Source organism: Rhodopseudomonas boonkerdii, assembly GCF_021184025.1.
GTDB lineage: Bacteria > Pseudomonadota > Alphaproteobacteria > Rhizobiales > Xanthobacteraceae > Tardiphaga > Tardiphaga boonkerdii.
In genome coordinates this window covers 2,614,611-2,641,427 of the sequence record NZ_CP036537.1, presented here as the reverse complement: position 1 = coordinate 2,641,427, position 26,817 = coordinate 2,614,611, and the positions used below count along the sequence as shown (strand labels likewise).

The 26,817-nt window shown below is 63.9% G+C and carries 24 protein-coding genes, 1 pseudogene and 1 riboswitch; of the genes and pseudogenes, 13 read left to right on the top strand and 12 right to left on the bottom strand.

What is annotated here, in order from left to right:
* Positions 1 to 196: 196 nt before the first annotated feature.
* Positions 197 to 1,447 (top strand): cyclopropane fatty acid synthase, encoded by a 1,251-nt coding sequence (locus E0H22_RS12230; protein WP_233025898.1) that lies wholly within the window; start codon positions 197 to 199, stop codon positions 1,445 to 1,447.
* A 3-nt stretch (positions 1,448 to 1,450) separates the two neighbouring features.
* Here E0H22_RS12230 and E0H22_RS12225 read toward each other — a convergent pair whose 3' ends face one another.
* The gene (locus tag E0H22_RS12225; RefSeq protein ID WP_233025897.1) at positions 1,451 to 1,657 is read right to left on the bottom strand and encodes a hypothetical protein; all 207 of its coding nucleotides are present in this window, start codon (positions 1,655 to 1,657) and stop codon (positions 1,451 to 1,453) included.
* A gap of 348 nt (positions 1,658 to 2,005) precedes the next feature.
* On the opposite strand from E0H22_RS12225, the gene E0H22_RS12220 reads away from it, so the two are divergent.
* Together E0H22_RS12220 and alr are read left to right on the top strand one after the other, a co-directional pair.
* Positions 2,006 to 3,505 (top strand): replicative DNA helicase, encoded by a 1,500-nt coding sequence (locus tag E0H22_RS12220; protein ID WP_233025896.1) that lies wholly within the window; start codon positions 2,006 to 2,008, stop codon positions 3,503 to 3,505.
* 157 nt (positions 3,506 to 3,662) lie between these two features.
* Positions 3,663 to 4,796, top strand: a complete 1,134-nt coding sequence (gene alr, locus E0H22_RS12215) for an alanine racemase (protein ID WP_233025895.1) — start codon at positions 3,663 to 3,665, stop codon at positions 4,794 to 4,796.
* Between the two features lie 6 nt (positions 4,797 to 4,802).
* On the opposite strand, the gene E0H22_RS12210 is transcribed toward alr, so the two are convergent.
* Positions 4,803 to 6,377, bottom strand: a complete 1,575-nt coding sequence (locus tag E0H22_RS12210) for a hypothetical protein (RefSeq protein ID WP_233025894.1) — start codon at positions 6,375 to 6,377, stop codon at positions 4,803 to 4,805.
* A 118-nt stretch (positions 6,378 to 6,495) separates the two neighbouring features.
* Between E0H22_RS12210 and E0H22_RS12205 the strand changes: the two genes are divergently transcribed.
* Positions 6,496 to 7,224 carry a sulfite exporter TauE/SafE family protein gene (locus E0H22_RS12205; RefSeq protein ID WP_233025893.1) on the top strand — a complete coding sequence of 243 codons (729 nt, stop codon included), beginning with the start codon at positions 6,496 to 6,498 and terminating at the stop codon, positions 7,222 to 7,224.
* A gap of 161 nt (positions 7,225 to 7,385) precedes the next feature.
* Here E0H22_RS12205 and E0H22_RS12200 read toward each other — a convergent pair.
* Positions 7,386 to 7,679: pseudogene (locus E0H22_RS12200) on the bottom strand (hypothetical protein); the annotation flags it as partial.
* 219 nt (positions 7,680 to 7,898) lie between these two features.
* The gene (locus E0H22_RS12195; protein WP_233025892.1) at positions 7,899 to 8,417 is read right to left on the bottom strand and encodes a GDSL-type esterase/lipase family protein; all 519 of its coding nucleotides are present in this window, start codon (positions 8,415 to 8,417) and stop codon (positions 7,899 to 7,901) included.
* 298 nt (positions 8,418 to 8,715) lie between these two features.
* On the opposite strand from E0H22_RS12195, the gene radA reads away from it, so the two are divergent.
* The 7 genes from radA to metE all read left to right on the top strand — a co-directional run bounded on the left by radA (position 8,716) and on the right by metE (position 18,891).
* A complete protein-coding gene (gene radA, locus E0H22_RS12190) occupies positions 8,716 to 10,170 on the top strand; it encodes a DNA repair protein RadA (protein ID WP_233025891.1) in 1,455 nt (484 codons plus the stop codon).
* A gap of 226 nt (positions 10,171 to 10,396) precedes the next feature.
* Positions 10,397 to 11,026 (top strand): CvpA family protein, encoded by a 630-nt coding sequence (locus E0H22_RS12185; RefSeq protein ID WP_233025890.1) that lies wholly within the window; start codon positions 10,397 to 10,399, stop codon positions 11,024 to 11,026.
* A 77-nt stretch (positions 11,027 to 11,103) separates the two neighbouring features.
* Positions 11,104 to 12,597, top strand: coding sequence for an amidophosphoribosyltransferase (purF, locus tag E0H22_RS12180; RefSeq protein WP_233025889.1), 1,494 nt, complete (start codon positions 11,104 to 11,106; stop codon positions 12,595 to 12,597).
* 132 nt (positions 12,598 to 12,729) lie between these two features.
* On the top strand, positions 12,730 to 13,470 hold the full coding sequence (locus E0H22_RS12175; protein ID WP_233025888.1) for an SDR family NAD(P)-dependent oxidoreductase: 741 nt from the start codon (positions 12,730 to 12,732) through the stop codon (positions 13,468 to 13,470).
* Positions 13,471 to 13,669: 199 nt separating this feature from the next.
* Positions 13,670 to 14,788 (top strand): NHL repeat-containing protein, encoded by a 1,119-nt coding sequence (locus E0H22_RS12170; protein WP_233025887.1) that lies wholly within the window; start codon positions 13,670 to 13,672, stop codon positions 14,786 to 14,788.
* Between the two features lie 229 nt (positions 14,789 to 15,017).
* On the top strand, positions 15,018 to 15,908 hold the full coding sequence (locus E0H22_RS12165) for a DUF3313 domain-containing protein (RefSeq protein WP_347340833.1): 891 nt from the start codon (positions 15,018 to 15,020) through the stop codon (positions 15,906 to 15,908).
* Positions 15,909 to 16,203: 295 nt separating this feature from the next.
* Positions 16,204 to 16,427: riboswitch (cobalamin riboswitch) on the top strand.
* Between the two features lie 103 nt (positions 16,428 to 16,530).
* Positions 16,531 to 18,891 (top strand): 5-methyltetrahydropteroyltriglutamate--homocysteine S-methyltransferase, encoded by a 2,361-nt coding sequence (gene metE, locus E0H22_RS12160; protein WP_233025886.1) that lies wholly within the window; start codon positions 16,531 to 16,533, stop codon positions 18,889 to 18,891.
* A gap of 85 nt (positions 18,892 to 18,976) precedes the next feature.
* Here the strand turns inward: metE and der are convergent, their stop codons facing one another.
* The 6 genes from der to E0H22_RS12130 form a co-directional block, all read right to left on the bottom strand.
* The gene (der, locus tag E0H22_RS12155; protein ID WP_233025885.1) at positions 18,977 to 20,359 is read right to left on the bottom strand and encodes a ribosome biogenesis GTPase Der; all 1,383 of its coding nucleotides are present in this window, start codon (positions 20,357 to 20,359) and stop codon (positions 18,977 to 18,979) included.
* Between the two features lie 118 nt (positions 20,360 to 20,477).
* The gene (locus tag E0H22_RS12150; protein ID WP_233025884.1) at positions 20,478 to 21,029 is read right to left on the bottom strand and encodes a hypothetical protein; all 552 of its coding nucleotides are present in this window, start codon (positions 21,027 to 21,029) and stop codon (positions 20,478 to 20,480) included.
* 34 nt (positions 21,030 to 21,063) lie between these two features.
* A complete protein-coding gene (locus tag E0H22_RS12145) occupies positions 21,064 to 21,717 on the bottom strand; it encodes a tetratricopeptide repeat protein (RefSeq protein ID WP_233025883.1) in 654 nt (217 codons plus the stop codon).
* A gap of 158 nt (positions 21,718 to 21,875) precedes the next feature.
* Entirely contained in the window at positions 21,876 to 22,130 is a 255-nt protein-coding gene (locus E0H22_RS12140) for a hypothetical protein (RefSeq protein WP_233025882.1), read from the bottom strand.
* Between the two features lie 104 nt (positions 22,131 to 22,234).
* The gene (gene panB, locus E0H22_RS12135) at positions 22,235 to 23,083 is read right to left on the bottom strand and encodes a 3-methyl-2-oxobutanoate hydroxymethyltransferase (RefSeq protein ID WP_233025881.1); all 849 of its coding nucleotides are present in this window, start codon (positions 23,081 to 23,083) and stop codon (positions 22,235 to 22,237) included.
* A 3-nt stretch (positions 23,084 to 23,086) separates the two neighbouring features.
* On the bottom strand, positions 23,087 to 23,671 hold the full coding sequence (locus E0H22_RS12130) for an NnrU family protein (RefSeq protein ID WP_233025880.1): 585 nt from the start codon (positions 23,669 to 23,671) through the stop codon (positions 23,087 to 23,089).
* A gap of 126 nt (positions 23,672 to 23,797) precedes the next feature.
* Between E0H22_RS12130 and E0H22_RS12125 the strand changes: the two genes are divergently transcribed.
* Positions 23,798 to 24,790, top strand: a complete 993-nt coding sequence (locus E0H22_RS12125) for a Bug family tripartite tricarboxylate transporter substrate binding protein (protein WP_430715250.1) — start codon at positions 23,798 to 23,800, stop codon at positions 24,788 to 24,790.
* 113 nt (positions 24,791 to 24,903) lie between these two features.
* Here the strand turns inward: E0H22_RS12125 and E0H22_RS12120 are convergent, their stop codons facing one another.
* Together E0H22_RS12120 and E0H22_RS12115 are read right to left on the bottom strand one after the other, a co-directional pair.
* The gene (locus tag E0H22_RS12120) at positions 24,904 to 25,281 is read right to left on the bottom strand and encodes a hypothetical protein (protein ID WP_233025879.1); all 378 of its coding nucleotides are present in this window, start codon (positions 25,279 to 25,281) and stop codon (positions 24,904 to 24,906) included.
* Positions 25,282 to 25,692: 411 nt separating this feature from the next.
* Positions 25,693 to 26,184 carry a hypothetical protein gene (locus E0H22_RS12115; RefSeq protein ID WP_347340832.1) on the bottom strand — a complete coding sequence of 164 codons (492 nt, stop codon included), beginning with the start codon at positions 26,182 to 26,184 and terminating at the stop codon, positions 25,693 to 25,695.
* A 158-nt stretch (positions 26,185 to 26,342) separates the two neighbouring features.
* Between E0H22_RS12115 and E0H22_RS12110 the strand changes: the two genes are divergently transcribed.
* A complete protein-coding gene (locus tag E0H22_RS12110; RefSeq protein WP_233025878.1) occupies positions 26,343 to 26,813 on the top strand; it encodes an SRPBCC family protein in 471 nt (156 codons plus the stop codon).
* Positions 26,814 to 26,817 lie beyond the last annotated feature (4 nt).

The following is a 26,817-nucleotide window of genomic DNA, read 5'->3' as shown; positions in this document are numbered from 1 at the left end:
GAAGCGACCCGGCGTCGCAAGGCTGTGCGCGAAACCGTGATCGCTGCAAATTGTATGGCGGCAATGCGGCAAGCGCATTGGCGAGGCCGGATGGACATACCTATCATCATGACACTCGGGAGACAGTTGATCTCGTGCGGGGCGTTTGGTTACGCTGCTGTGCCGGGCACGCGATCGGATCATTGGAGTGGCTTCGATGGATCGTCTGCTATCATTCGTCCTGGGCCGTTACATCCGCCGTGGCGCGCTCACATTTATAACCGCTGACGGCAAGTCGTTCGTTTGCGGCGACGGTACGGGGGCCCCGGTTGTCGTCCGCTTCGGAAGCGCCGCGGCCCAGCGCCGACTGCTATTCGACCCCGAGCTCGCCCTCGGCGAACTCTATATGGAAGGCGAGCTGACGATGGAGCGCGGCACGATTGCCGATCTCCTCGCCATCGCTCTCTCCCAGCCCGATATGTCCCCGCGCTGGGCCAGGCTGCAGCATTGGGCACGCTACTTCCTTCGCCACGCCCAGCAGTTCAATCCGCGGCAGCGGTCGCGAAATAACGTGGCCCACCATTACGATCTCGACGCCCGCCTCTATTCGCTCTTCCTCGATCCCGACCGGCAATATAGCTGCGCCTATTTCGAGAATTCGGCGACCAGCCTCGACGAAGCCCAGCTCGCCAAGAAGCGCCACCTCGCCGCCAAGCTGCTGATCGAAAAAGATCAGCGCGTTCTCGATATTGGCTCCGGCTGGGGTGGGCTCGGCCTGTACCTTGCCGAAATGACCGGCGCCCAGGTCACCGGTGTCACGCTCTCCACCGAGCAGCTGGAGGTCGCCAATGCCCGCGCCACGGAGAAGGAGCTCTCCGACCGCGCCAAGTTCGTTCTGCAGGATTATCGCGACGTTCCCGGCCCGTTCGACCGCATCGTTTCGGTCGGCATGTTCGAGCATGTCGGCGTCGATCATTACGACACTTTCTTCAAGCGCTGTGCGGAGCTGTTGAGCCCGGACGGCGTGATGGTGCTGCATTCCATCGGGCGCCCCGAAGGTCCCGGCATCACCAATCCGTGGATCGCCAAGTATATTTTCCCCGGCGGCTATATCCCCGCCCTTTCCGAAGTGCTTCCGGCAATCGAACGCGCGGGTCTGCTGATCTCGGACATCGAGATCCTGCGCCTGCATTATGCCGAGACGTTGAAAGCCTGGCGCGAGCGCTTCATGGCACGGCGCGAGGAAGCCGTGCAGCTCTATGACGAGCGGTTCGCCTTGATGTGGGAGTTTTACCTGGCGTCGTCAGAAATGTCGTTCCGCAAGCAGAACATGATGAACTTCCAGATCCAGCTCACGCGCCGCCAGGACGTGGTGCCATTCACCCGCGACTACATCAGCCGCGAGGAAGCTCGTCTTGCCGCGGTCGAGCGGGCGATATCGCCCAAGCTGCAGATGGCGGGCGAGTAGCTTTCAGAAAGAAAGTTCGAGAAGCTCGGCACGGTGAGCCGTTTGCGATCGACGGACATTAGCCGGCCGCTCGAGCCGCGCCTTGGCGGCTGAGATGATGGCAGGGCTGCATGATTGGCCGCGCAACTCTTCCGTGCGCGCAAAACCGGCGATCAGGTCGGATAACCATGTATTATCGTCGGTCGCCGAAAACGGCTGACGCTGATCCATCGACCTGTCCGCCTCTCGATTCCTGTGGTTGTCATCCCAACACCCGACTCCATGACTGGTTCCAAGTGTGGCTCAACTGCAATCCCACTTCTTGTTATAAGTGAGACAAATCGCAGTCCGGTTCAGGCTGGCCGCACAATTTTCCAGGTCCCGTTAAAACGGTATTGAGGATCGCGATCCACATGCCAACCGGCCCCCGTCAAGGGCGGATTGATCGTTGCCGTCGAATTCCTCCAAGCACCGGTGGGAATCGTGCATAAGGTGACGGCATGCTTCCCCCCGCCCGCGCTGACGCGCTTATGTCCGGGGCCGCGCATCCGTCTCCTTCGAAGAAAAACAGCGAGCAACATGGCCGCACCCGATTCCAACGTTCTCAAGCTCGCCCCGGACGTGGCAACGCCCGCTTATCGCAGTGCGCCGCATAACATCGAGGCCGAACAGGGCGTGCTGGGCGCCATGCTGGTCAACAACGACGCGTTCTACCGCGTCTCGGACTTCCTCAAGCCCGAACACTTCTACGAGCCGCTGCACCAGACGATTTTCGACACCGCCGCCAGCATCATTCGCGCCGGCAAGATCGCCACCCCCGTGACGCTGAAGACCTTCTTGCCCGCCGATGCCGATCTCGGCGGCATGACCGTCGCACAATATCTCGCCCGCCTCGCCGCCGAGGCGACCACGATCATCAATGCGCAGGACTACGGCCGCACCATTTACGACCTCGCGATCCGCCGCCAGCTGATTGGCGTCGGCGAGGACATGGTCAATGTGGCCTATGATGCGCCGGTGGATTTCGCTCCGCGCGCCCAGATCGAGGACGCCGAGCGCCGACTCTATGAGCTTGCCGAAGCCGGCCGCTATGACGGCGGCTTCCAGCGTTTCTCGCAGGCGATGACCACCGCCCTCGACATGGCCGCCAATGCCTATCAGCGCGACGGCAAACTGTCTGGCATCTCCACCGGCCTGCGCGATCTCGACGCCCGCATGGGCGGCTTACAACGTTCGGACCTGATCGTGCTGGCCGGCCGCCCCGCCATGGGCAAGACCTCGCTCGCCACCAACATCGCCTACAATATCGCCGCGGCCTATCAGGCCGAGCTGCAAGCCGACGGCACCAACAAGACCGTCAATGGCGGCGTGGTCGGCTTCTTCTCCTGCGAAATGTCGGCCGAACAGCTTGCCACCCGTATTCTCGCCGAGCAGACCGAGATTTCCTCGAGCGCCATCCGCCGCGGCGGCATCACCCAGGACCAGTTCGACAAGATCCGCGACTACACCATCAGGCTGCAAAACCTGCCGCTGTATGTGGACGAAACCGGCGGCCTGTCGATCTCGCAGCTCACCGCCCGCGCCCGCCGCCTGAAGCGGCAAAAGGGCCTCGATGTCATCATGGTGGACTACATCCAGCTCTTGCAGGGCTCCGGCAAGCGGTCGGACAACCGCGTGCAGGAAGTCACCGAGATCACGACGAACCTGAAGGCGCTGGCGAAGGAGCTCAACGTTCCCATCATCGCCCTGTCGCAGCTCTCGCGCCAGGTCGAAAATCGTGATGACAAGCGCCCGCAGCTCGCCGACCTCCGCGAATCCGGATCGATCGAGCAGGACGCCGACGTGGTGATGTTCGTCTATCGCGAAGAATACTATCTGCAGGCCAAAGAGCCCAAAATGGGCACACCGGAGCACGAGAAGTGGAAGTTTGAGATGGATGCCGTACACGGCAAGGCCGAGGTGATTGTCGCCAAGCAGCGACATGGGCCCACCGGTACGGTTCCCCTGCAATTCGAGGGTCAGTTCACGCGCTTCAGCGATCTCGCGGACGACCAATACATGCCCGTGCCCCACGAGTGATTTGGTCGCGGCGGCGAATGGACCAACGCTGCCAATAGCTCACACCGTGTTATTCTCGCCGTCATGGCCGGCTTGTTCCGCGCATCCACGCCGTCCCTCGCGGGGGAACGTGGACGGCGCGACGAACGGCCATGACGACTTTCTGTGAGAACCAGTGATGACCGAAACCACCACCGAACTCGATCCGACGGCCACCGGCATCCTCACCATCGATCTCGACGCCATCGCCGCCAACTGGCGCAAGCTGGAAAAGGCCAGCGTCCCCGCCGAATGCGGCGCGGCAGTCAAAGCCGATGCCTATGGCTGCGGCATCGACCGCGTGGTGCCGGCGCTGGCCAAGGCCGGCTGCAGGACCTTCTTCGTCGCCACCGTCGACGAAGCCCACGCTGCGCGCACGGCCGCGCCGGACGCTGCCATCTATGTGCTCAACGGCCTGTCTCCGCATTCCGGCGACACCCTTGCCGCCATCAAGGCGCAGCCGGTGATCGGCTCTTTGGACGAACTCGCCGAATGGGACATGTTCTGCCGTCGCACCGGCTGGGCCGGCGGTGCCGGCGTGCATGTGGACACTGGTATGAGCCGGCTCGGCCTGTCGATTGCGGAAGCACAAAGCCTCGCACCGCGCATTGCCTCCGGCAATCACGGTTTCACGCTGGTGATCAGCCACCTCGCCTGCGCCGAGCAACTGAACAGTCCCATGAATCCGAAACAGGTCGGCGCCTTCCGTGAGATCTCGCATCTGTTCTCCGGGATCACGTCATCGCTCGCCAATTCGTCCGGCATCTATCTCGGCCCGAGCTACATGTTCGACATGGTGCGTCCGGGCGCTGCGATCTACGGTGTCAATCCGACACCGGAAGCCGCCAATCCCATGCTGCCGGTGATTGACCTGAAAGCGCGCATCATCCAGACCCGTGATGTGGCCCGCGGCGACACCGTGGGTTACGGCGCCACCTGGACCGCGCGCCGCCCGACCCGCCTTGCCATTATCGCGGCGGGCTATGCCGATGGCTATTTTCGCGCGGCCGGCAGCGGTGACGGCACGCGAGGCGCGGAGGTCGTGATCGCCGGCCAGCGCTGCCCGGTCGCCGGCCGCATCTCCATGGATCTGATCGCGGCTGATATCACGGACCTGCCGGAGAACGCCGCCCGGCGCGGCCATCTCGCCACGCTGATTGGCGAAGGCCTTACGGTGAACGACCTCGCACATCACTTCGGCACGATCGCCTATGAGGTGCTGACGAGCCTGGGGCGGCGATATCGGCGGGTTTATAAAGGCGGCGAAGGCTGAGGCCATTCAAGGCCGCGGCACGACCCGGTACTGCACGGCATAGGTCCCGACATGGACGGGCGATAGCCCGTCGATTACCGGCAGCGGCGATGGCGGATCGATCAGCAGCACCTGCGCAAACTTGCTGCGCCAGTTCCTGATATAGCTCGGCGCTTCCCTGTCATCCCCCTGCAGCACGGGCAGATCGATCGGCTCGCCCGGCGATTGCGCGATCGCCCTGTAGGGTGGCCGCACCTCGACCGGCTGCTGCGCGGGATCGGCGAACATCAACGGCCAAAATGCCTTGCGCTCGATCGCCAGCAGCGCGCCGAGATGGCCGTCGAGGCGATAGACGCCCGGCAATGCCCGCGTGGGCACCGTAGTCTCCGTATCGTTGCCGCGATGACCACGCGCCACCAGAACCTTCGTGCCGGGTGCCACATCGGCGATTGCCGCGCGAACGTCGGCAAGATCGGCGCGATGTCCGGTCCAGCTCCATGCCAGATGCCCCGTCCGAACCACGATCAGCACGACGAAGAAAGAGACGGCCAGCATGGCGGGACCGTGCCGAAGACGCGGTGACGATCCAGCGAAGACCAGAAGGACGATCATCAGCATCAGGCGAATGTCCACGAAGGTCCCACCCTTGATCGTGGACGGCGCGACGAGAAACACGACGACCAGCGTGAACAGGCTCAGCGGGAATGCAGGTGCAACCGCCATGCTGCGCCAGGTGAGCAGCAGGAACGCGACAAAGCCGAGCAATGTCAGCATGCTGAGATCGACATTCGTGGTCATGAAGGGCGACATCACGGCCAGCAGTTTGTCCCAGCCGCGCCAGCGTCCCGGCAGCGCCGGTGTGTCCGACAACGGACTGGCGAGATAGAACAGCAAGGCCGGAGCAAGCATGACGATCAGGGCGCCCCCGACGCGGGTCGCCTCGTGCATGACGGGACGCCCGGCGCCGCGCAGCCGATACAACCGCGCCGCTTCCTCGGAAACGATCAGCAGCGCCAGCAGAGCCACTCCGAAGATGTGGCAGAGAAACGTCGCAGCAGCCGTCGCCGCGCCGGCGACCGCCACCCAGTAAAGCGCAACACGGCGGCGTAGCGCGATCCAGCCCGCAGCCCCCGCAAAGGCAAGTCCGAGCGCGAGCAGGAAATTCATGAAGCCGAGCAGAAAGACCGCGCTGCAGGCGACAAGACCCGAGGCCAACGGCCACAGACTCGCGCATCCAAAAACGACGCGATGATACAGCGTGACGCCGATCACGGGGGCCAGCAGACTCAACGCCAGCAAGATACGGCCGCCCGTATGGACTTCGGTGAGCTTCAGCAATCCGGTGCCGATGACATCGATGCCGAGATTCGGCACCAGTCGCCAATGCGGTGCGTACATCTGCGACAGGGCGGCATCGTGCGGATGCGCCAGCACGAACATCCGCGCGAGATGGTTGGGATAGTCCAGCACCGGTGGCACATCGACCAGCAGCAGCGGCGCCGTCAGAACGACAGCCAATGCCAGCGCGGCGATCAACCAGAGCCGTCGCGGTTTGCGAATGCCGCGCATCGGCGCCCATGTGAGAACATCGCCTGCATTCATATGTCATACCCGCCCGTACCGGCGGACCTTGGCAAAGCTGCATTGACAACCCGTCAACAGGTGACCGACGCCGGGAATCGTGCTGAATTCCGCGCCCGTTCCAGCGCCGGAGCCTGAATTGTCCTTCATCTTCGTTTGCGCGGTCGGCCTGCTGGCCGGCACCATTTCCGGCATCGTCGGCACCGGCTCGTCGATCATGCTGATGCCGGTGCTGGTCTACGAGTTCGGCCCCAGGCAAGCGGTGCCGATCATGGCCGTCGCTGCGGTCATGGCCAATCTCTCGCGCATCATGGCCTGGTGGCGCGAGATCGACTGGCGCGCCACCTTTGCTTATTCGATCACCGGCATCCCCGCCGCAGCTCTCGGTGCGCGCACGCTGCTGGTGCTGCCGTCGCAGGCGGTCGATCTCACCATCGGCGTGTTCTTCATCGCCATGGTGCCGTTGCGGCATTGGCTGGCAAAGCGCTCCTTCACCATCGGCCTTTGGCAGCTCGCGCTCGGCGGCGCCATCATCGGCTATGTCACCGGCATCGTCGTCTCCAGCGGTCCGCTCAGCGTACCGTTGTTTTTGTTCTATGGCCTCGCCAAGGGCGCTTTCCTCGCCACCGAGGCCGCAAGTTCGCTCGGCCTCTATCTCAGCAAATCCGTCACCTTCCAGCGCTTCGGCGCGCTTGATCTCGAGGTGCTGGTGAAAGGCCTGATCGCCGGCGCCTCGCTGATGTCAGGCGCCTTCATCGCCAAGCGTTATGTGCTGAAACTCAGCGTGGAGACTTTCCGGCGCATCATGGACGTCATCGTGCTCGTGGCGGGCGCCAGCATGGTGCTGTCCGGACTGCGCTTGATCTGAAATCACTCACCAAAAACAAATCGACCGCCTTGCGGCGGCCGATGGATCGTCAAAGCTGCGCAGTCGTCTCAGTAGCCGTAGCGACCGTAGCCACCACCATAACCGTAGCCCGCGCCATAGCCGTAGCTTTCGTAGCTGGAGCCGAAACTGAAGCCGCGATTACAGGTCGAGCAACCGACCTGAACCGGTGCGTAATAGACCTGTGCCGGGGCGACCTGCACGGTGCGCTGCTGGGTGGCATAGCGCGCCGGGATGCGGCGATATTCGGTGCGCGCCGGGGCGACCATCACGGTCTTCGGCACCATCACGGTGCGGTACTGCGCCGGACGATGATGGCGCACGGTGCGACCTGGCGACACCATCACGGTGCGCTCCACCGTGCGATATTGCGGCGGGATCACCTGCGGCTGATAGCAGGTGGTGCAGCCGGCCTGAGCCATGCTGGGGATCGCCATGCCGGCGACGGCAACGATTGCTGCAATAATGGATTTTTTCATGATCGTGTCCTGTGGCGAAAGCCGTGTGCAAAACGAGTTCGGATCGCTCTCGGACGCGAGACTTAAATGAGCGGCATCACCGGTCAACGCGCAGTTGTTATTTACCTTGACGAACGTGCTTAAGATCGGATGACAGGAAAGATGCGGTTTCGCGGCATCGTCGGTGATCTCGTTTGACTACCGACCCAACGCCCCCGCGACCTGCGACACCAGACTTTCGGCAAGCATGCGATAGCCCTCGGGCGTCAGATGCTGGCCATCGGCCTGATGCGGCAGACCGCGCAGCGCAGAATTCTCCAGCATCACGACACCGATGCCACGCGCGCGCAGGCGCTTCTCGATTTCCGCGATATTGCCGGCGCGGTCCGCACCGCTGCCCTTGCGTCGGTCATTGCCGCCGGGCTGCAGGATGACCGCGGCCGTGCCCTTCGGTACGGCGCGGTCGAGCCGGGCGAGCATGCCCGCGGTCGTATCGCCATTGATGCCGGCATTGATCACGCGCGCCGACAATCCTCTTGCACGCAGCAACGCTTCGAGCTGGGCCGGATAGGATTGATTGCGCGCAACGCCCTTCCCGAAGGTGTTGCTGGCGCCGAGCGCCACCACCGTCGCAGCCGCTGCCCCGGCCGGGTAGCCCACGATCGCAATCGAGAGACCGAGCCATGCCGTGGCGATCCAAACCTTGCGTCGCTGCATCTGCCTTCTCCGGTCTGGCATCATGCGGAAGGACGCATCCCCCCAAGCCCGTGCCTCAAGCACCATGGATGCCGATCGAACAGCGTCCGCACCGCCCGCAACAACGTCTCAACCGGCCTCGGCAACATACGACAGACGCTGGCTGCTCCGGCCAAACGAGTTCGTGACAATGGCTAGCGGACCAGCAACGTCCACCAGAGCGAAGGTATACACAAAGAGAACAAAACAAGATCGACGAAGCGTCATTCTCCGACTAGAGTGCCGCCACCACCGAGCCCACCCGAAAGCGATTCCATCCATGGTTAAATCCGCCGCGTCCTTCGTCTGCCAGAATTGCGGCGCTGCCTATTCCAAATGGCAGGGCAAGTGCGAGGCCTGCGGAGAGTGGAACACGCTCGCCGCCGAAGACAGCGCCACAGCAATTCCCGTCAGCGCGCGCAGCAAGCGCAAAGGGCGTACTTTCAACCTCGAAAGCCTCACCGGCACCAGCCAGGACGCGCCGCGCATTCCCTCTGGCATGGGCGAACTCGACCGCGTCACCGGCGGCGGCTTCGTGCGCGGCTCGATCATCCTGATCGGCGGCGATCCGGGCATCGGCAAATCGACGCTGCTGACCCAGGCCACAAGCATGATGGCCAAGGCCGGCCACCGCGTCGTCTATATCTCCGGCGAAGAGGCCGTGGCGCAGGTGCGGCTGCGTGCGGCACGGCTCGGGCTTGCCAATGCGCCGGTGCAGCTCGCCTCCGAGACCTCCGTGGAAGACATCGTCGCCACGCTGTCCGAGGGCACCGTGCCGCGGCTGATCGTGATCGACTCGATCCAGACCATGTGGACCGACACGGTAGAGTCGGCGCCCGGCACCGTCACCCAGGTCCGCGCCTCCGCGCAGGCGCTCATCCGTTTCGCCAAGAAAACCGGCGCCACCATCATCCTGGTCGGCCATGTCACCAAGGACGGCCAGATCGCCGGCCCGCGTGTGGTCGAGCACATGGTCGATGCCGTGATGTCCTTCGAGGGCGAAGGCTCACAACAGTTCCGCATTCTGCGCGCGGTGAAGAACCGTTTTGGGCCGACCGACGAGATCGGCGTGTTCGAGATGACCGGCCTCGGCCTGCGCGAAGTCTCCAATCCCTCGGAACTGTTCCTGTCAGATCGCGATCTGGGCTCGCCTGGCACCGCCGTGTTCGCCGGCATGGAGGGCACCCGCCCGGTGCTGGTGGAACTTCAGGCTCTGGTTGCTGCGACGACCCTCGGCACCCCCCGGCGTGCCGTCGTCGGCTGGGACTCGTCGCGCCTCTCCATGGTGCTCGCCGTGCTGGAAGCGCATTGCGGCGTCAAGCTCTCCGGTTATGACGTCTATTTCAACGTCGCCGGCGGCCTGCGCATCAACGAGCCCGCTGCCGATATGGCGGCGGCTGCCGCCCTTGTCTCGTCCCTCTGCAATGCGCCATTGCCCACGGACGCCGTCTATTTCGGCGAAATCTCGCTGTCCGGCGCCGTTCGCCCGGTCGCGCAAACCTCCGCACGGCTGAAGGAAGCGGCCAAGCTCGGCTTCGGCCGCGCGGTGCTGCCGGAAGCCGCACGCGGCGACGCCGGCGGCGATGCCGGGCTCACGCTCAATTCCATCGGCAATCTCACGACATTGGTCGCCGACATCGCCGCCCGCGGCGTCAAGCCGGCACGCGATGGCGGCAATACAACACAAAGCGAGAAAAACGCCCCGCCTGCCCGTTTCCGCCGCGAGAATGGATGACGGCTGCGTGACCCCGCCGTCTCGGGCCGCTATAGAGACCCCTACGCATCAAAGCGTGACACGCACGCAACGCTTCGTTCAGGTTCTTTATGCGAAGCGGAACAATGATGTGCGGCGCGGCTCACAGGCGGTTTTCCACCTGTGTGAACCGTGCCATATCAACGTCACCTGCCCCGGCAGCCGCGCTGCCGATTCGCATTTCTGACCGAGCGGATACGACCCGACGATGCCGATTACCATTCTCGACCTTGTCCTGCTCGGCGTGATGCTGATCTCCGGCCTGCTCGCGATGGTCCGCGGTTTCATGCGCGAGATCCTGTCCATCGCCGCCTGGGGTGCCGCGGCACTGGTGACGCTCTACGCGTTTCCGAAGGTACTTCCGTCCGCAAAATCCTATATCGCCAACGACACCATCGCCACCGCCGCCACCATCGGCGGCCTGTTCGTGCTGACGCTGATCGTCGTTTCCATCATCACCGTGCGCATCTCGGACATGATCCTGGACTCGCGTATCGGCGCCCTCGACCGCACCCTCGGCTTCCTGTTCGGCCTCGCCCGCGGCATGCTGATCGTCGTGGTTGCATTCCTGTTCTTCACCTGGCTGGTGCCGGAGAAGCAGCGTCCGGACTGGGTCACCGGTGCCAAGTCGCGCGTGGTGCTGGAATCCACCGGAAACTGGTTGATGGCGCTCTTGCCGGATGACCCTGAAAACACCATTTTGAAGAAGTTCAAGAAGAACAAGCCTGAAGACGAGTCGACGGAAGCGGCGCCGGACGCTCCGGGTGGAAACGATGGCTATTCTAAGCCGGCACGCGACAGCTTGAAGAAGCTGATCGACAAACCCGCGGGACGCTGATTTGTCCCGAGCTTGAACTGACTGCGCGAGATTTCGTGCGTTGCACGGCTCGCGACAACAGAGGCGCGGTAAACCCGATGCAGAATTCATTCGACGACGGCGCAGCCCATACCAGCTACGACGTGAACGACGATCTTTCCGGCGACATGCTGCGTGAAAAATGCGGCGTTTTCGGCATCTACGGCCATCCAGAGGCCGCTGCCATCACTGCCCTTGGCCTGCATGCCCTGCAGCATCGCGGCCAGGAAGCCGCCGGCATCGTCGCTTTCGACGGCCGTCGCTTCCACTCCGAACGCCGTCTCGGCCTTGTCGGCGACACCTTCTCCCGCCGCGAGGTGATCGAGCGCCTGCCCGGCAACACGGCCATCGGCCACACCCGCTATTCCACGACCGGCGAAACCATTCTTCGCAACGTGCAGCCGCTGTTCGCCGAACTGAACGCCGGCGGCTTCGCCGTCGCCCATAACGGCAACCTCACCAACGGCCTGACCCTGCGCCGCGAGCTCGTCAGGAACGGCGCGATGATGCAGTCGACCACCGATACCGAGGTGATCCTGCATCTGGTCGCGCATTCCAAGCGGAACCGTTTTCTCGACCGTTACATCGAAGCGCTGCGTGCCATCGAAGGCGCCTATGCGCTGGTGTCGCTAACCAACAAAAAACTGGTCGGCGCCCGCGACCCGCTCGGCATCCGCCCGCTGGTGCTCGGCGAACTCGACGGCTGTCCGATCCTCGCCTCGGAAACCTGTGCCCTCGACATCATCGGCGCCAAATACATCCGCGACATCGAGCCCGGCGAAGTCGTGGTCTTCGACGAGAATGGCGCCCAGAGCCACAAGCCGTTCGCCCCGCAGCCCCCCCGTCCCTGCATCTTCGAATATATCTATTTCGCGCGTCCGGACTCGGTGGTCGCCGGCCGTTCGGTCTATGACACCCGCAAGCGCATGGGCGAAGAGCTCGCCCGCGAGACCCATGTGGACGCCGACGTGGTCGTGCCGGTCCCGGACTCCGGCGTTCCTGCCGCGCTCGGCTATTCCCGCCAGTCGGGCATCCCGTTCGAACTCGGCATCATCCGTAATCACTATGTCGGCCGCACGTTCATCCAGCCGACCCAGAGCGTGCGCGAACTTGGCGTGCGCATGAAGCATTCGGCCAACCGCGCCGCCATCGCCGGCAAGCGCATCATCCTGATCGACGATAGCCTGGTGCGCGGCACCACCTCGAAGAAGATCGTGAAGATGATGCGCGATGCGGGCGCCACCGAAGTCCATTTCCGCATCGCCTCACCGCCGATCACCCATCCGGATTACTACGGCATCGACACGCCCGATCGCGCCGGCCTGCTCGCCGCCACGCATTCCCTAGAGCAGATGCGCGACCTGATCGGTGCGGACTCGCTGGCCTTCGTCTCGGTGGACGGCATCTACCGCGCCATGGGCGAGCCCGGCCGCAACCCGGCCCAGCCGAAATTCGCCGATCACTGCTTTACGGGCGACTATCCGACCCCGCTCACCGACATGAGCGAGATCGACGACCCGCGCCAGCTGTCGCTGCTGGCGGAAGCGAGCTGATCCATCAGCGTTTTTTGATCACGATCAATCACCACCATGGCCGGGCTTGTCCCGGCCATTTGCGTCTGTAAAACAGCAGCAAAGACGCGGATGCCCGGAACATGTCCGGGCACGACGGAGTGAAGCTGCCACATGTCAAAACCCCTCGCCTCCCGTATCGCTCTCGTCACCGGCGCCTCGCGCGGCATCGGCTATGCGACCGCCATCGCGCTCGCCAAAGCCGGCGCGCACATCATCGCCGTGGCACGCACGCAAGGCGGCCTTGAAGAACTCGACGACGCCATCACGGCGGAAGGCGGCAGCGCCACGCTGGTGCCACTGAGCATCACCGATTGGGACGGCGTCGCGCGCTTGGGTGCCGCGCTGCATGAGCGCCATGGCAAGATCGACATCCTGATCGGCAATGCCGGCGTCGCAGGCCCGTCCTCGCCGCTCGGCCATGTCGAGCCGAAGGGCTGGAACGACACCATGGCCGTCAACGTCAACGCCAACTTCCAGCTCATCCGCTGCATGGAGCCCCTGCTGCAGCAGTCCGATGCCGGCCGCGCGGTCTTCGTTACGTCGGGCACGGCCAACAAGGCCTCGGCCTATCGCGGCCCCTATGCGGCCTCGAAGGCCGCGCTCGAAGCGCTCGTGCGCGTCTGGGCCAACGAGACCGCGACGACGCCATTGCGTGTAAACCTGTTCAATCCCGGCCCGATCCGCACCCATATGCGCGCCATCGTGATGCCCGGCGAAGACCCGGAAACGCTCGACACGCCTGCGCAGGCTGCCGAAGCCATCCTGCCGCTGTGCCTGCCCTCATGGACGGAGACGGGCAAATTCGTTGACTACAAGACCGGCAAGGTGATGAGTTTTCATCCGCCGTCGTGACGCGGACTCAAACTGTCATCACCCGGCTTGACCGGGTGACCCAGTACACACCGTAAGACCTGAGACTACTGGATCGCCCGGTCAAGCCGGGCGATGACAGGCATGGCGCAAATGATCACCCCGAAAGATTGACTCTTCTTCGTCACGCGCCTTCACTTCCCCCAAGCGGGACAAACCCGCATCACTTAGGGAGGTCGTCATGGCGCCACGCCTGCGCACGTTCGCACTTGCTGCAACACTCACCCTCGCCGCTTTTTCCGCCCGCGCCGCCGACATTCCCCGCTTCGAGGTCGAAGCATCCTGGCCAAAGCCTCTCCCCAACAACTGGATCCTCGGTCAGGTCGGCGGCATCACCACCGACAAGGACGGCCACATCTGGCTGATCCATCGGCCGCGCTCGCTCACCGATGACGAGAAAGGCGCCGCGCTCAATCCGCCGCGCTCGAAATGCTGCGTCTCCGCACCGCCTGTGCTCGAATTCGATGCCGAGGGCAATCTGCTGCGCTCATGGGGCGGGCAACCTTCTAAAGAATCTGGCGAAGGTTATGAATGGGTCGGCCGCGAGCATGGCATTGAGGTCAGCGACGACGGCTTCGTCTGGATCGGCGGCAACGAGGCCAACGACAATGCGATCCTGAAATTCACCCTCGACGGCAAGTTCGTGATGCAGATCGGCAAGATCGCGCCGAGCAAGGGCAGCAACGACACCACCCAGCTCGGCAAGCCCGCCGAAACCGCCATCGACAAGGACGCCGACGAAATCTATGTCGCCGATGGCTACGGCAACCGCCGCGTCATCGTGTTCGATGCCACCACCGGCGCCTACAAGCGGCACTGGGGCGCCTACGGCAACAAGCCGAATGACGACAAGCAGGCCGCCTACGATCCGAACGCGCCGGTGTCGCAACAGTTTGGCAATCCCGTGCACTGCGTCAAGCTCGCCAGCGATGGCCTCGTCTATGTCTGCGACCGCATCAACAACCGCGTGCAGGTGTTCAAGAAAGACGGCACCTTCGTGAAGGAGTGGTTCTACGAAAAGGCCACCCTCGGCAACGGCGCGGTGTGGGATCTCGCCGTCTGGCCCGATCCGAAACAGAGCTGGCTGCTGACGGCAGACGGCGAGAACAACGAAATCCGCATCATCAATCGCGACGACGGCAAAGTCGTCGGCTCATTCGGCCGCAGCGGCCGCAATGCCGGCCAATTCCACTGGGTTCACGCCATGGCGGTGGATGCGAAGGGAAATGTCTATACGGCCGAAGTCGACACCGGAAAGCGCATCCAGAAATTCAAACTGGTGTCGGATGCATTGAAGTAGTGCCACCGTAGGGCGGATGAGGCGCAGCCATCATCCGCCGCGGAGTTTCAACAATGAAATCGCTGGCGGATGACGCTTCGCTCATCCGCCTACGGCTGCGAGCACGAGTATGTAAAGTGAATTGAGCGCGACGATCACCATCACCGCCCGGCTGACAGCTCCCCGTAACATTGCGCAAACTACCGACCCTAATTACGCCCCTTTTCACCCGACACCATCGGCACAGTCGATGATGGTTCAGGGGAGCCTGTCACGGCAGTTCATCGAGGGGACGACGGTGAGATGGATAGGGGTTGCAGCCTTGGCGCTGCTCACGGCCGGCTGCGCGGCTGCGCCTCTGGAGATGTCCGGCGCCCTGCGCGACTATACGAACCTCACTCCTTCAAATGGCACGGTCACGAAGTCCCTGCTTCGCGTCAGCAAGGACGAGGTGCTGGCGGCGCGGACCGTCAAGATCGCAGAGACGCGTTTCGCGCCCCGTGCCTATCGCGGCTTCAAGGACGACGAACGCAGTCTCGTCGCCAATGCCATCAATCGCGAACTGTGCGACCGGCTCGCGGAGCGGTTCACGATCGTTGCGCCCGCGGAGCCAGCCGACCTGACCGTGCAAGCCGTCGTCACCCATGCGACGCCGACGGACGTCACCGCGGCGGGCGCCAGCAGGGTCGCGCAGCTTGCCAAGACCATCGCTCTGCCCGGCGTGCCTGTGCCTGTCCCGCGGCTGCCGGTCGGGCTCGGCAGCCTCTCGGTCGAGGCCGAGGCGATCGGACCGGAAGGAGCGCAGAAGGCCGCCATGGTCTGGGCCCGCGGCGCCAGTTCGCTCACCCAGGCCCGCATGTCGAACGAAGGCGACGCCTACGATCTTGCCGCGGAATTCGGCGCAGATTTCGCCAAACTGCTGGTGACCGGCGCCACGCCGTTCGGTGGCGTACCGCAGCTTCCGACGATCGAAACGATCCGAACGCGTATGGGCGGTGCGCCGAAATACACGGCCTGCGAGAGCTATGGTCGCTTTCCCGGCCTTGCCGGTGTGGTCGGTGGCGGTCTCGGTTTGCCGCCGAACATGGCTGACAAGGGAGCGCCGACCCAGCCCTCATCCGTCGCCGAAGCCAGCCGGTAGTCACGCTGCGAAGCTTCGCAGGCATCCAGAGCCGGGACCATCACAAATGCGGAGCTTTGCACGGTCCCGGTTCTGCGCAGCAGCGTTGTCGGCGATGCTCCGCATCGCCTGCGCTGCAGCGCGCTCGGGACACGGTTCTATTAAGCTCAAAAATACTTCAGTTCGGCTGCTTCCGCTTATGCGTGAACATGAGGACGCGGATCGCGCGGGCGTCTGCCCACCGTTTCCGCCGCGATAGGCGATTGACACCCTGCCCACCACCCAGCCCACAGATTGACGAAACGAGATCGCTCCCCTTAAGTCACGGTGTCGAGGTCTCCGGGTTGCCATGCAGCCTGGAGCTAAGAGGGAAGCCGGTGCGCAGTGAGCCAAATTGGTCCACCGCAATGCCGGCGCTGCCCCCGCAACTGTAAGCGGTGAGCCAGCGTCCATCAGTGTCACTGAAGCGCAAGCTTCGGGAAGGCCGGACGCCAGCTATGACCCGCGAGCCAGGAGACCTGCCCCGGCAAAATGTACGTCCACGGGCGGGGTGTCCCGGTGTGTCGCCAAGCAGCTGCCGCAGCCCGCGGCAGATCATGCCTGCGTCCGCCATGCCTTTGCCCCCAATCATGGGGTTAAAGTTATGTCTCTCTCTTCTTCCTCACTACCTGTTGCAACGCTCGGTACGCCGCGGATCGGTCCCCGGCGCGAGTTGAAATTGGCCCTCGAAAGCTTCTGGGCCGGGAAAACCAGCGAACGTGATCTGCTGCAGACCGCCGCCGCCTTGCGCACGGCCAACTGGGCGCGTCAGCATGCGCTCGGCATCACGGTCATCCCGTCCAACGACTTTTCCCTTTACGATCAGGTGCTCGACACCAGCGTGATGGTCGGCGCCATCCCCGCCGTCTATGGCTGGGAGTCCGGCCCGGTGCCGCTCGCCACTTATTTTGCCATGGCGCGCGGCGCCCAGGGCGATGCGCATGATACGAGCTGCGGTCACGCCCATCACGGCCGAAGCGTGGTGGCGCAGGAAATGACCAAGTGGTTCGACACCAACTATCACTACATGGTGCCGGAATTTTCCAAGGATCAGACCTTCGCGCTGTCGTCGCGCAAGCCGATCGCGGAATTCGAGGAAGCGAAAGCGCTCGGCTATCACACCCGCCCTGTCCTTGTCGGCCCCGTAACGTTTCTCAAACTCGGCAAGAGCCATGATGCGGGCTTCGATCCGCTGTCGCTGCTCGACAGGTTGCTTCCGGTCTATGTCGAACTGCTGCGCGAGCTGGCGCAGCGCGGCGCCGACTGGGTGCAGATCGACGAGCCCTGCCTCGTGCTCGATCTCGACGAGGCCACCCGTGACGCGCTGAAGCGTGCCTATGCTGGCATCAGCGCCGCAGTGCCGGAACTGAAGATCATGCTCGCCACCTATTTCGGCGAGGTCGGCGACAATCTCGACACCGCACTCGCACTGCCGGTCGCCGGCTTGCATATCGATCTCAAGCGCGGTCCCGACCAGCTCGCACCGATCGCGTCGCGCATCCGGCCTGACCTCGTGCTCTCGCTCGGTGTGGTCGACGGCCGTAATGTCTGGCGCACCGACCTGTCCGGAACGCTCGACCGCATCACACCCGTGGTGAAGCAGATGGGCACTCACCGCGTGCAGATCGCGCCGTCCTGTTCGCTGCTTCACGTGCCGATCGATCTCGCGCTCGAAACCGATCTCGATCCGGACGTGAAGACATGGCTCGCTTTCTCGGTGCAGAAGATGGCCGAGCTGGCAACCCTGGGCAAAGCGTTGTCACAGGGACGGGCCAGCGTGGCCGATGCCCTCTCCGCCTCCGACAGCGCGGTGATTTCCCGCGACACGTCGCCTAAGATTCACAACGATGCGGTTGCTCGGCGAATGTCAGGCTTGGCCAGCGTCCGTCACAACCGGCAATCTCCCTTCGCACAGCGCGCGGAGATCCAGCGCAAGGCATTCGACCTGCCGCGCTTTCCCACCACGACCATCGGCTCGTTTCCGCAGACCGCGACAGTGCGCAATGCCCGCGCGTCCTTCACACGCGGCGACATCACGCTGGATACATACGAGAAATTCCTGCGCGCCGAGACGGCCGAGGCCATACGCTGGCAAGAGGAGATCGGCCTCGATGTGCTCGTACACGGTGAATTCGAGCGCAACGACATGGTGCAGTATTTCGGCGAACAGCTTACCGGCTTCGCCTTCACCAAACACGCCTGGGTGCAGTCCTACGGTTCGCGCTACGTGCGCCCGCCGATCCTGTTTGGCGACGTGTCGCGCCCGACATCGATGACCGTCGGCTGGTGGCGCTACGCACAGTCGCTGACCGCGAAACCGATGAAGGCGATGCTCACCGGCCCGGTAACCATCCTCAACTGGTCGTTCGTCCGCGACGACGTGCCACGTAGCGTCGCCTGCCGACAGATCGCCTTCGCCATCCGCGACGAAGTGATCGATCTCGAAGAAGCCGGTGCCGGAATGATCCAGATCGACGAAGCTGCACTTCGCGAAGGCCTGCCGCTACGCAAGTCGCAGTGGAAGACCTATCTCGACTGGGCCGTGGATAGCTTCCGTATCTCGTCGTCGGGCGTACAGGACAAAACCCAGGTCCACACCCATATGTGCTATTCAGAATTCAACGACATTATCGATGCCATCGGCGCCATGGATGCGGACGTCATATCGATCGAGACGTCACGCTCGAAGATGGAGCTACTCGATGCATTCAGGAGCTACAAATATCCGAACGAGATCGGACCGGGCGTTTACGATATCCATTCCCCGCGCGTGCCCGAGATCGGCGAGATGACCGAACTCCTCACGCTCGCACGTCAGCGCCTCACCGATGACCAGCTCTGGATCAATCCGGACTGCGGCTTGAAGACCCGCAAATGGGAGGAAGTGAAACCGGCGCTGGTGAATATGGTGGCGGCGGCGCGTGAGATGCGAACGGCGCTGGCTTCCGGGCGTAGGATGAATTGAACGCAGGCGCAAAGTGCTGACGGCCGCCAGGCGGATTGCGCTTCGCTAATCCGCTCGGCGGCCTACGCTCATCCGCGCTTCATTCTCAGTTCGGCCGCTTGCGCTTGTGCGCGAACGGGTTCGCTTTCTCGCGCAAGGTGATGCGCACCGGCGTGCCCGGCAGATCGAACGCCTGCCGCATGCTGTTGGTGAGATAGCGCAGATAGCTCTCGGGCACGGCGTCGGCGCGCGAGCAGAACACCACGAAGCTCGGCGGACGCGCCTTCGTCTGCGTGATGTAATTCAACTTCAGGCGCCGTCCCGACACCGCCGGCGGCGGATTGGTCGAGATCGCATCCTCGAACCAGCGGTTCAGCGCGGCGGTCGGAATGCGGCGATTCCAGATCTTGTAGGCCTCCTGGATCGCCGCCATCAGGCGATCGATGCCCTCACCCATCAGGCCGGAGATCGCGACGATCGGCACGCCCTTGATCTGCGGCAGCCAGTGATCCGCCTCGGTGCGCAACTGGCCGATCATGCCACCGCGCTTCTCGACGAGATCCCACTTGTTGACCGCGAGCACCAAAGCGCGGCCCTCGCGCTCGACGAGGTCGGTGATGCGCAGATCCTGTTCCTCGAACTTGTTCTGCGAGTCCATCATCATCACGACGACTTCGGCAAAGCGCACCGCGCGCAGCGCGTCGGCGACGGAGAGTTTTTCCAGCTTCTCCTCGATGCGCGAGCGGCGGCGAAGTCCGGCCGTATCGAAAATGCGGAAATTGCGGCCCTTGTAGTCGACCTCGACGGAGATGCTGTCGCGCGTGGTGCCAGCCTCCGGCGAAGTCAGCAGACGCTCCTCGCCAAGCAGATGATTGATCGTGGTGGACTTGCCGGCATTCGGGCGGCCGACAATGGCGACACGGATCGGGCGTGACGCGATCTCTTCGTCGCTCCACTCTTCCGCAATCGTCTCCTCTTCTTCCTCTTCCACCGGCTCCGGGAGAAGCTTGGCGAGTTCGTCATAGAGCTCGCCCATGCCCTCGCCATGTTCGGCGGAGATCTGGATGGGATCGCCGAGGCCGAGCGCATAGCTCTCCATGGCGCCGATCTCGCCATGCTTGCCCTCGCTCTTGTTGGCGAGCAGCAGCACCGGCTTGTTGGCACGGCGCGCGAAATCGGCGAAGGCGCGGTCGTTCGGCGTCAGGCCCATGCGCGCATCGATGACGAAGAACAGCGCGTCGGCAAGTTCGATCGCCGTCTCGGTCTGCTCCTGCATCCGCGCGGTGAGCGAGCCCTTGGCCCCCTCGTCGAGACCGGCGGTGTCGATGATGGTGAATTCGAGGTCGCCGAGCTTCGCCGCCCCCTCGCGGCGATCCCGCGTCACGCCCGGCGTATCGTCGACGAGCGCCAGCTTCTGTCCAACCAGGCGGTTGAACAGCGTGGACTTGCCGACATTGGGCCGGCCGATGATGGCGATCGTATAGGACATGGGCGATCCGTTCGCCCGTTACGGACGACCTGTCAATGTGAGGAGCCAGAGCATGATCCCGAAAAGTAACATTCGGTTTTCGGATCAGGTCGTGCTCCAAAAGAGAGTTTAAGCGAGCTTAACGCGAAAAGCTTCCCGAAGGCATCGGGGCCGGGAATGGCGACGACTGCTGCTGCTGTGCAGGCGCGGCCGGTGCGGCGGCAGCAGGCTCTTCGGGCGGCGGCGCGGTCGTGCGGCGACGGGTGATCTTGCGACCGGCCGGCGGCGGTGCAACGGCGGCAGCGCCGCCCTCATCCGTCGAAGCGGCACCGTCCTGACTGACCGTCCCGACCTCGACATCGCCGCGGCTGCGCGACCGCGATTTGCGCGGTTGAGACGGAGGTGCAGCAGCCTGTTGCGGCGGCGCTGCTGCAGCCGCGGCAGCGGCGGCCTGTTCGGCCTGCTGGCGCTCGACGCTTTCCTTGTAGAGATCGCGCGGCACGCCCTGCTCGAGGCCGGGAACGCCTTCGGGGAACACCGGCTTGCGGTCGCCGGGGAGCTTCTTCTTGGTGTCCATGAAGTCGAGCAGATCCGACGGATCCCAGCTGGACGCGCCGCCGCAACCGGTCAGGGCGCTTGCGAGCGCGATCAGAACCGCAGCGGAAACAAGGCGTTGCATCGACAAGCGCATGGTCTTCTCACTCAAACTCGGTTAGACGCCGGGATCAGCTCTTGGCTGCCGGCGGCAGCAGCGCCTGCAGCGCTTCGGCACGGGTGCGGATGCTGGACGGCGTTTCGGGATCGTTGGACAGCGTCTCAACCCATTTGCGCGTCTCGCCGGCGTTATTGGCCTTCCAGGCGGCCAGGGCGAGCAGTTCGCGGGCCGAATGGCGATAGGTGCCGCTGGCCGTGGTGGCCGGCTCCAGTTTCGCCAGGAGCGTGTCGTAAGGCGTTGTTTCAACGAGCAAAGCGCCGGCGCGGACGCGGGCCAGGTCCTTCTCCAGCGCGCCGACGCTGCCATCCGCGATCAGGTCGTCATACAGCTTCACGGCCGCCGCGGCATCGCGCTTCGCGGCCTCGCCGGCTGCGCGCAAACGCGCCAGGGTGCGATAGCCGCCCGGTGCTTCGGCGGCGAGTTTGGTGAAAGCGGCTTCGGCCTCGGCGGGCTTGTTCTGCTCGGACAATTCCGACGCGCGATCAAAGGCCGCGCCCGCTTCGGCGGCCTTTTTGGCCTCGAAATGGCTGTAAATCCGCCAGCCGCCGACGCCGCCGATGATCAGAACGGCGACCAGAATGATCAGGAGGGAGTATTTCTCCCAGATCTTCCTGAGTTGCTCGCGGCGCAGATCCTCATCGACTTCATTAAATAATTCAGACACTTAGAGATTTCCCGTGATGGATCGGCCGCGCTCACCCCGAGCGGCGCAGGGCGCATCGGCCCGCGCATTGTGGCGGCGATACCCTAGCGTTATGGCGTTGGCAAGGCAAAGCCAACGCGATCAAGGTGTTATCCCGGAAAGCCTAGGGGCAGACCGGATCAGTTCATTCCGCCGGCGCCGCCGCTGGTGCGGCCATTGGCGTTGGAATCGGCGCCGTTATCGCCGAAGGCGGAGTTGGCATTATTGCCGCCAAGCGCCGCGTTTCCGCGAACAATCGCAGCGGGATCAACGACTTGGCGCGGCTGCTCGGTGCGCGCCTGATGGTGTTGCGGTCGTCTTGCGCCTTCCGTGTGGCCGGCTTGCGGCAGCAGCACCAAGGCGGCGGCAAAGCCGAGCATTGTCAACGTCTTCATCGCCTGCGTCCTTTGCTCACAGCCCCGCGCATGAGAACCCCGAAATAGGCGCCGAATTCCGGAGTTCGGCGCGCATTTCCTGAGGCAACATTGCGGCAGCCGCGTCATGCCTTCGGCTTGCCACCATACACGTGCTCCACCCCCGGAAATGCCCTTGAGCGTACCTCGGTGGCGTAGTCCTGGATCGCGGCCTCGATCATGGAACCGAGATTGCCGTACTTCTTGACGAACTTCGGCACCCGCGCGTTGAGCCCGAGCATGTCCTCGAGCACCAGCACCTGGCCGTCGCAGGCCGGGCTTGCGCCGATGCCGATGGTGGGGATCGCAATCGTCTGCGTGATTTTTCGCGCGACCGGTTCGGCCACCGCTTCGACCACGACGGAGAATGCGCCGGCCTGCGCCACCGCGATCGCGTCGTTCTGAATCGGCCCGCTCACATTCTCGCCGCGCGCGAGCGCTTCGGCTTCTTCCTTGCCCTGCGAGCGGAACGAGCCGAGCGCGTTGATCGATTGCGGCGTGAGGCCGATATGCGCCATCACGGGAATACCCCGCTCGGTGAGAAACGCGATCGTCTCCGCCATGCGCGCGCCGCCTTCGAGCTTCACGGCGCCGCAATGGGTTTCCTTCATGATGCGCGCGGCGGAATGAAACGCCTGCTCCTTCGACGCCTCATAGGAGCCGAACGGCATGTCCACCACGACGAGCGACTGCTTCGATCCGCGCATGACCGCATGGCCTTGCAGGATCATCATCTCCAGAGTCACCGGCACGGTGGTCTCGAAACCATGCATCACATTGCCGAGGCTGTCGCCGACCAGGATCACATCGCAATAGCGATCCACCAGCGAGGCCGTATGGGCGTGATACGACGTCAGCATCACGATCGGCTCGCCGTTCTTGCGGGCGAGAATATCCGGCGCGGTCTTGCGCTTGACGGCTGATTGAATCGACATGGCTCAGGCTCCGAACACGGGCACGCCGATCACCACCGGGTGGAAGGCGAAGCCCAAGGCAAGATAAGCGACGATACCGACACCGACGGCGATCGCGTCGTTGCCGACGCCGCCCACGGGAATTGGCGGCGCACCGGGATCGGCGCGGCGCTTCAGCGAGATACGATCGAACACCGCCCAGGCGAGAAACGAGCCGAACAGAATGATCGAACCGAGATCGCCATTGGCGAGGAGATGCGACAGCGCCCACAGCTTGACGCCGGCGAGCATCGGATGCTTCAGCGTGGTGTAGATGCGGCCGCGGATATAGGACGCCGCGACCATGATCACCGCCGGCAGCATCAGCGCGATGGTGAGATGCTTGATCCACAACGGCGGATACCAGACATCGATCCAGCCGGTGGTGCGGTAGGTCGCAAAGCCCCAGATGATCATGATGAGACCGACCAACGAGATCGCGGAGAAAGCGATCTTGTAGCCGCCTTCGCCAAGCCGCGCGATCATGTCGGCGCGCGCGGCGCGGCGCGTGATGAAGATGTGGATACCGAGAAACAGCACGAGGCCGACGATCATCGTGACGAGGCCCATGGCCTGTTTCCTCTCGCAGGGCGGTTGCGTGCCGGATGGGTTGCTCGCCCCGAAATTCCAATTATGGTCCCGCTCGCCACGGCGTCAGGACGCTGTTCGGGTATCACTTTTCCGGGGAAACGCGCAATGCTGCGAAAAGCCACCATCTCCATCCGCGCACGCATGGCGCTCGCCGCGTTGCTTGTCGTCGCCGTGCCGCAGGCGGCTTTCGCGCAGGCAGTGTGGCCGCCGAAAACAGTACGCATCATCGTGCCGTTCGGCGCCGGCGCCAGCCCGGACATCGTCGGCCGCGTGCTCGCCGACAGCCTGCAGGCCCGGCATCCCGACACTCATTTCGTGGTGGAGAATAAGCCCGGCGCCTCCGGCAATATCGGCACCGATGCCATCGCCAAGGCTGCCCCGGACGGCACGACCATCGGCATCTCGCTGGGCGGCCCGCTCGCCATCAACACGCTGCTGTTCGCCAAGCTGCCCTACAACCCCGACACCGACATCGCGCCGATCACGCTGCTCACGCAATTGCCGAGCGCGCTCGCGGTGCCGAGCAATCTCGGTGTGAACTCGGTGGCGGAGCTGCTCGCCAAGGCGAAGGCGGAGGGCAAGGGCCTTGCCTACGGCTCGATCGGTGTCGGCACGCTGTCGCAGATCTGCATGGAGGCGATTGCGCAGAAGGCCGGGGTGAACATGGTCCACATCCCCTACCCGTCGTCGCCCGCTGCCACCACCGCGCTGATCCGCGGCGATGTGCAGGTGGCGTGCCTCCCCGCCATCGGTGTGACTCCGCAACTGTCCACCGGCGCGGTGAAGATTCTCGCGGTGACGACGGCGCAGCGTTCGCCATTCCTGCCGGATGTGCCGACGCTGAAGGAAAGCGGCGTGGACGTGCAGTCCGATGCATGGAATGCGCTGGTCGGCCCGGGCGGACTGCCGAAGGAAATGGTCGCCACGATCAATGCGGAGGTGCGCAAGACGCTGACCGAACCGGCGGTGATCGAGAAGCTGAAAGCGCAGCTCATCACGCCCTCGCCGACCACGCCGGACGAACTGCGCAAGCGCATCAACGACGAGAAGGCGCTGTGGGCCGATGTGATCAAGGCAGCGAAGATCAGGATCGAGTAGTCGGACGGCCGTAGGGCGGCGTCATCCGCCGCTCTTCGCCACACGCAATCGGCCGGCGGATTACGCTGCGCTCATCCGCCCTACGGCAGTGGGCAAAGGTTCGAAGAAACCTCTCACACGAACCGGCAGTTTCTTGCCGTCTGCGCCATGCCGGAGGATGACGTCGTCGGCAGGCTGTAGACCGCCGCGCCCGGCATTTCGCCGCGGGCGGGAATGGTGACGGTGCCGTGGTCCTTCACCGTGCCTCTGGCGTTGCTGACCATGACATCGAGGCCACACGCGATCTTGCGGTAGCAATTGTTCTCGAATTCCATCCGGAACGAATACTGGCCGCTGGCTTCCCAGAACCCCGCATATTTGTCGCCGATGCAGAGTTTGGCTTCCTCGGTCCAGTTCTCCGGCTGCGGCCAGAGCAACCACGCACTCGCGCCGCCGATGATGCCGAGAGCACCGATCACCCCCGCAGCCAGCAGTAACTTGCGCTTCCACATCGTCGTCTCCGGGATGGTTTCTCCTTCGTCGCGACGATGAGTTCCGTGGTTCAGATGAAGTACGAGCGGCTCCGGCTAACCTCTCCCCGCATCTTGCGCGGGGAGAGGTCGAGCGGGCTTGCGATGCAAATGTCTTTCGAGACGGTCCTGCAAGACCATCTCATGGTTCGAGACGGCCCTGTCAGCGGCGCAATTGCGCCGCTAGGCCTCCTCACCATGAGGGGCGGAGTTTTCGGTCAGACACTCAGGATGAGGACCGAGTGTGGGATCGTAGACGACCCTCATGGTGAGGAGCCCGCAAAGCGGGCGTCTCGAACCATGCAGGCCGAGCGCCATCCCCATCGCTGAACGCCATATGCGATGCCCTGCTCTCCGAGGGGAGAGGTTGGCGGGGGCCGCGCCGTTCGCGGGTTACTGCCGCGCGAACGGAATGTACTGGTGATATTCCTTCGGCACCTGGCTGCGATAGCGCGCCGGCACCGTGCCGGTCTCAAGGGAGCGGTCGAGCTCCTGCTGGCGCGTCAGCCGCTTCGCCTTCTTTTTCTTCGGCTGCTCATGGTCGCCGGCTGCAGCGGCCTTGTCCGTGGCGGGCGCCTCAGCCGCCGGCTTCGTCGGCGAGCGCACGGCTTCCTTGTCGGCGGGCTTGTCCGTGGCGGCCTTATCTGAAGCGGCCTTGTCGGTGGCGGAGCGCTCCGCTGCCGGTTTCTCTGCGGCCGGTTTCTCAGCGACGGGCTTCTCCACCGGCTTGTCTGTCGCCTTGTCCACCGCCGGTCTGTCGGCAGACTTCTCGGCTGCGGCAACCGGCTCCGCCTTCTCCGCCGGCGCACTCTGGGCAAAACCGGAATCGACCTGGACAATTGCGAACAATGCGGCGACGGCGCTGCAGCCCAGCCATTTCAACATCCGACACTCCAATCAGCTTGCATGAGCGATGGCATTCCGCAGCGGATTCTGCTGTGGTCCCGTTTCGTCGCAGCAAGCGCGTACGCGGTTCAAACCGCGGCATGGATGGTTCACGACCTTCATTGCCTGGAACGCACGCCACAAGGGGACACGCCGAAATGACGACCATGGATCTCAGGCCGCAGGGCGCCACGCATCCGTTCGAGCGCAGCCATGCCATCGTGATTGCGGCCGCGCCCGAGGCCGTGTTCGATTACGTCACCAATCCGAAATCATGGCCGGAATGGCTGCCCTCCTCCCACGCCATCGACTGCGACGACCGCCCGATGGGCTTTGGCGACACGTTTCACGAACACTGGTCGACACGCTCGGGCCCGGTCTCCCTCGACTGGCTGGTGATCGCCTGCGACCGCCCGCGGCTGTGGATCGGACTCACCCACATGAACGCGATCGGGCCGATCGTGGTGCAGTATGACTGCCACGAGATCGATGGCGGGACGAAGTTCATCCGCACGGTACGCAACCCGGCGCGGCCGAAGGAAGCGAGCACGGAGATCGTAGCGCGGATCGATGCGGAGGCGGAATTGGGGCTGGGGAATATCAAGAGGAAGGTGGAGCGGCAGGCGTGACGAT

Coding starts and splice junctions, on each gene's coding strand:
- E0H22_RS12230 (WP_233025898.1), top strand. CDS start 197: ATGGATCGTCTGCTATCATTCGTCCTGGGCCGTTACATCCGCCGTGGC.
- E0H22_RS12225 (WP_233025897.1), bottom strand. CDS start 1,657: ATGGATCAGCGTCAGCCGTTTTCGGCGACCGACGATAATACATGGTTA.
- E0H22_RS12220 (WP_233025896.1), top strand. CDS start 2,006: ATGGCCGCACCCGATTCCAACGTTCTCAAGCTCGCCCCGGACGTGGCA.
- alr (WP_233025895.1), top strand. CDS start 3,663: ATGACCGAAACCACCACCGAACTCGATCCGACGGCCACCGGCATCCTC.
- E0H22_RS12210 (WP_233025894.1), bottom strand. CDS start 6,377: ATGAATGCAGGCGATGTTCTCACATGGGCGCCGATGCGCGGCATTCGC.
- E0H22_RS12195 (WP_233025892.1), bottom strand. CDS start 8,417: ATGCAGCGACGCAAGGTTTGGATCGCCACGGCATGGCTCGGTCTCTCG.
- radA (WP_233025891.1), top strand. CDS start 8,716: ATGGTTAAATCCGCCGCGTCCTTCGTCTGCCAGAATTGCGGCGCTGCC.
- E0H22_RS12185 (WP_233025890.1), top strand. CDS start 10,397: ATGCCGATTACCATTCTCGACCTTGTCCTGCTCGGCGTGATGCTGATC.
- purF (WP_233025889.1), top strand. CDS start 11,104: ATGCAGAATTCATTCGACGACGGCGCAGCCCATACCAGCTACGACGTG.
- E0H22_RS12175 (WP_233025888.1), top strand. CDS start 12,730: ATGTCAAAACCCCTCGCCTCCCGTATCGCTCTCGTCACCGGCGCCTCG.
- E0H22_RS12170 (WP_233025887.1), top strand. CDS start 13,670: ATGGCGCCACGCCTGCGCACGTTCGCACTTGCTGCAACACTCACCCTC.
- E0H22_RS12165 (WP_347340833.1), top strand. CDS start 15,018: ATGATGGTTCAGGGGAGCCTGTCACGGCAGTTCATCGAGGGGACGACG.
- metE (WP_233025886.1), top strand. CDS start 16,531: ATGTCTCTCTCTTCTTCCTCACTACCTGTTGCAACGCTCGGTACGCCG.
- der (WP_233025885.1), bottom strand. CDS start 20,359: ATGTCCTATACGATCGCCATCATCGGCCGGCCCAATGTCGGCAAGTCC.
- E0H22_RS12150 (WP_233025884.1), bottom strand. CDS start 21,029: ATGCGCTTGTCGATGCAACGCCTTGTTTCCGCTGCGGTTCTGATCGCG.
- E0H22_RS12140 (WP_233025882.1), bottom strand. CDS start 22,130: ATGAAGACGTTGACAATGCTCGGCTTTGCCGCCGCCTTGGTGCTGCTG.
- panB (WP_233025881.1), bottom strand. CDS start 23,083: ATGTCGATTCAATCAGCCGTCAAGCGCAAGACCGCGCCGGATATTCTC.
- E0H22_RS12130 (WP_233025880.1), bottom strand. CDS start 23,671: ATGGGCCTCGTCACGATGATCGTCGGCCTCGTGCTGTTTCTCGGTATC.
- E0H22_RS12125 (WP_430715250.1), top strand. CDS start 23,798: ATGCTGCGAAAAGCCACCATCTCCATCCGCGCACGCATGGCGCTCGCC.
- E0H22_RS12120 (WP_233025879.1), bottom strand. CDS start 25,281: ATGTGGAAGCGCAAGTTACTGCTGGCTGCGGGGGTGATCGGTGCTCTC.
- E0H22_RS12115 (WP_347340832.1), bottom strand. CDS start 26,184: ATGTTGAAATGGCTGGGCTGCAGCGCCGTCGCCGCATTGTTCGCAATT.
- E0H22_RS12110 (WP_233025878.1), top strand. CDS start 26,343: ATGACGACCATGGATCTCAGGCCGCAGGGCGCCACGCATCCGTTCGAG.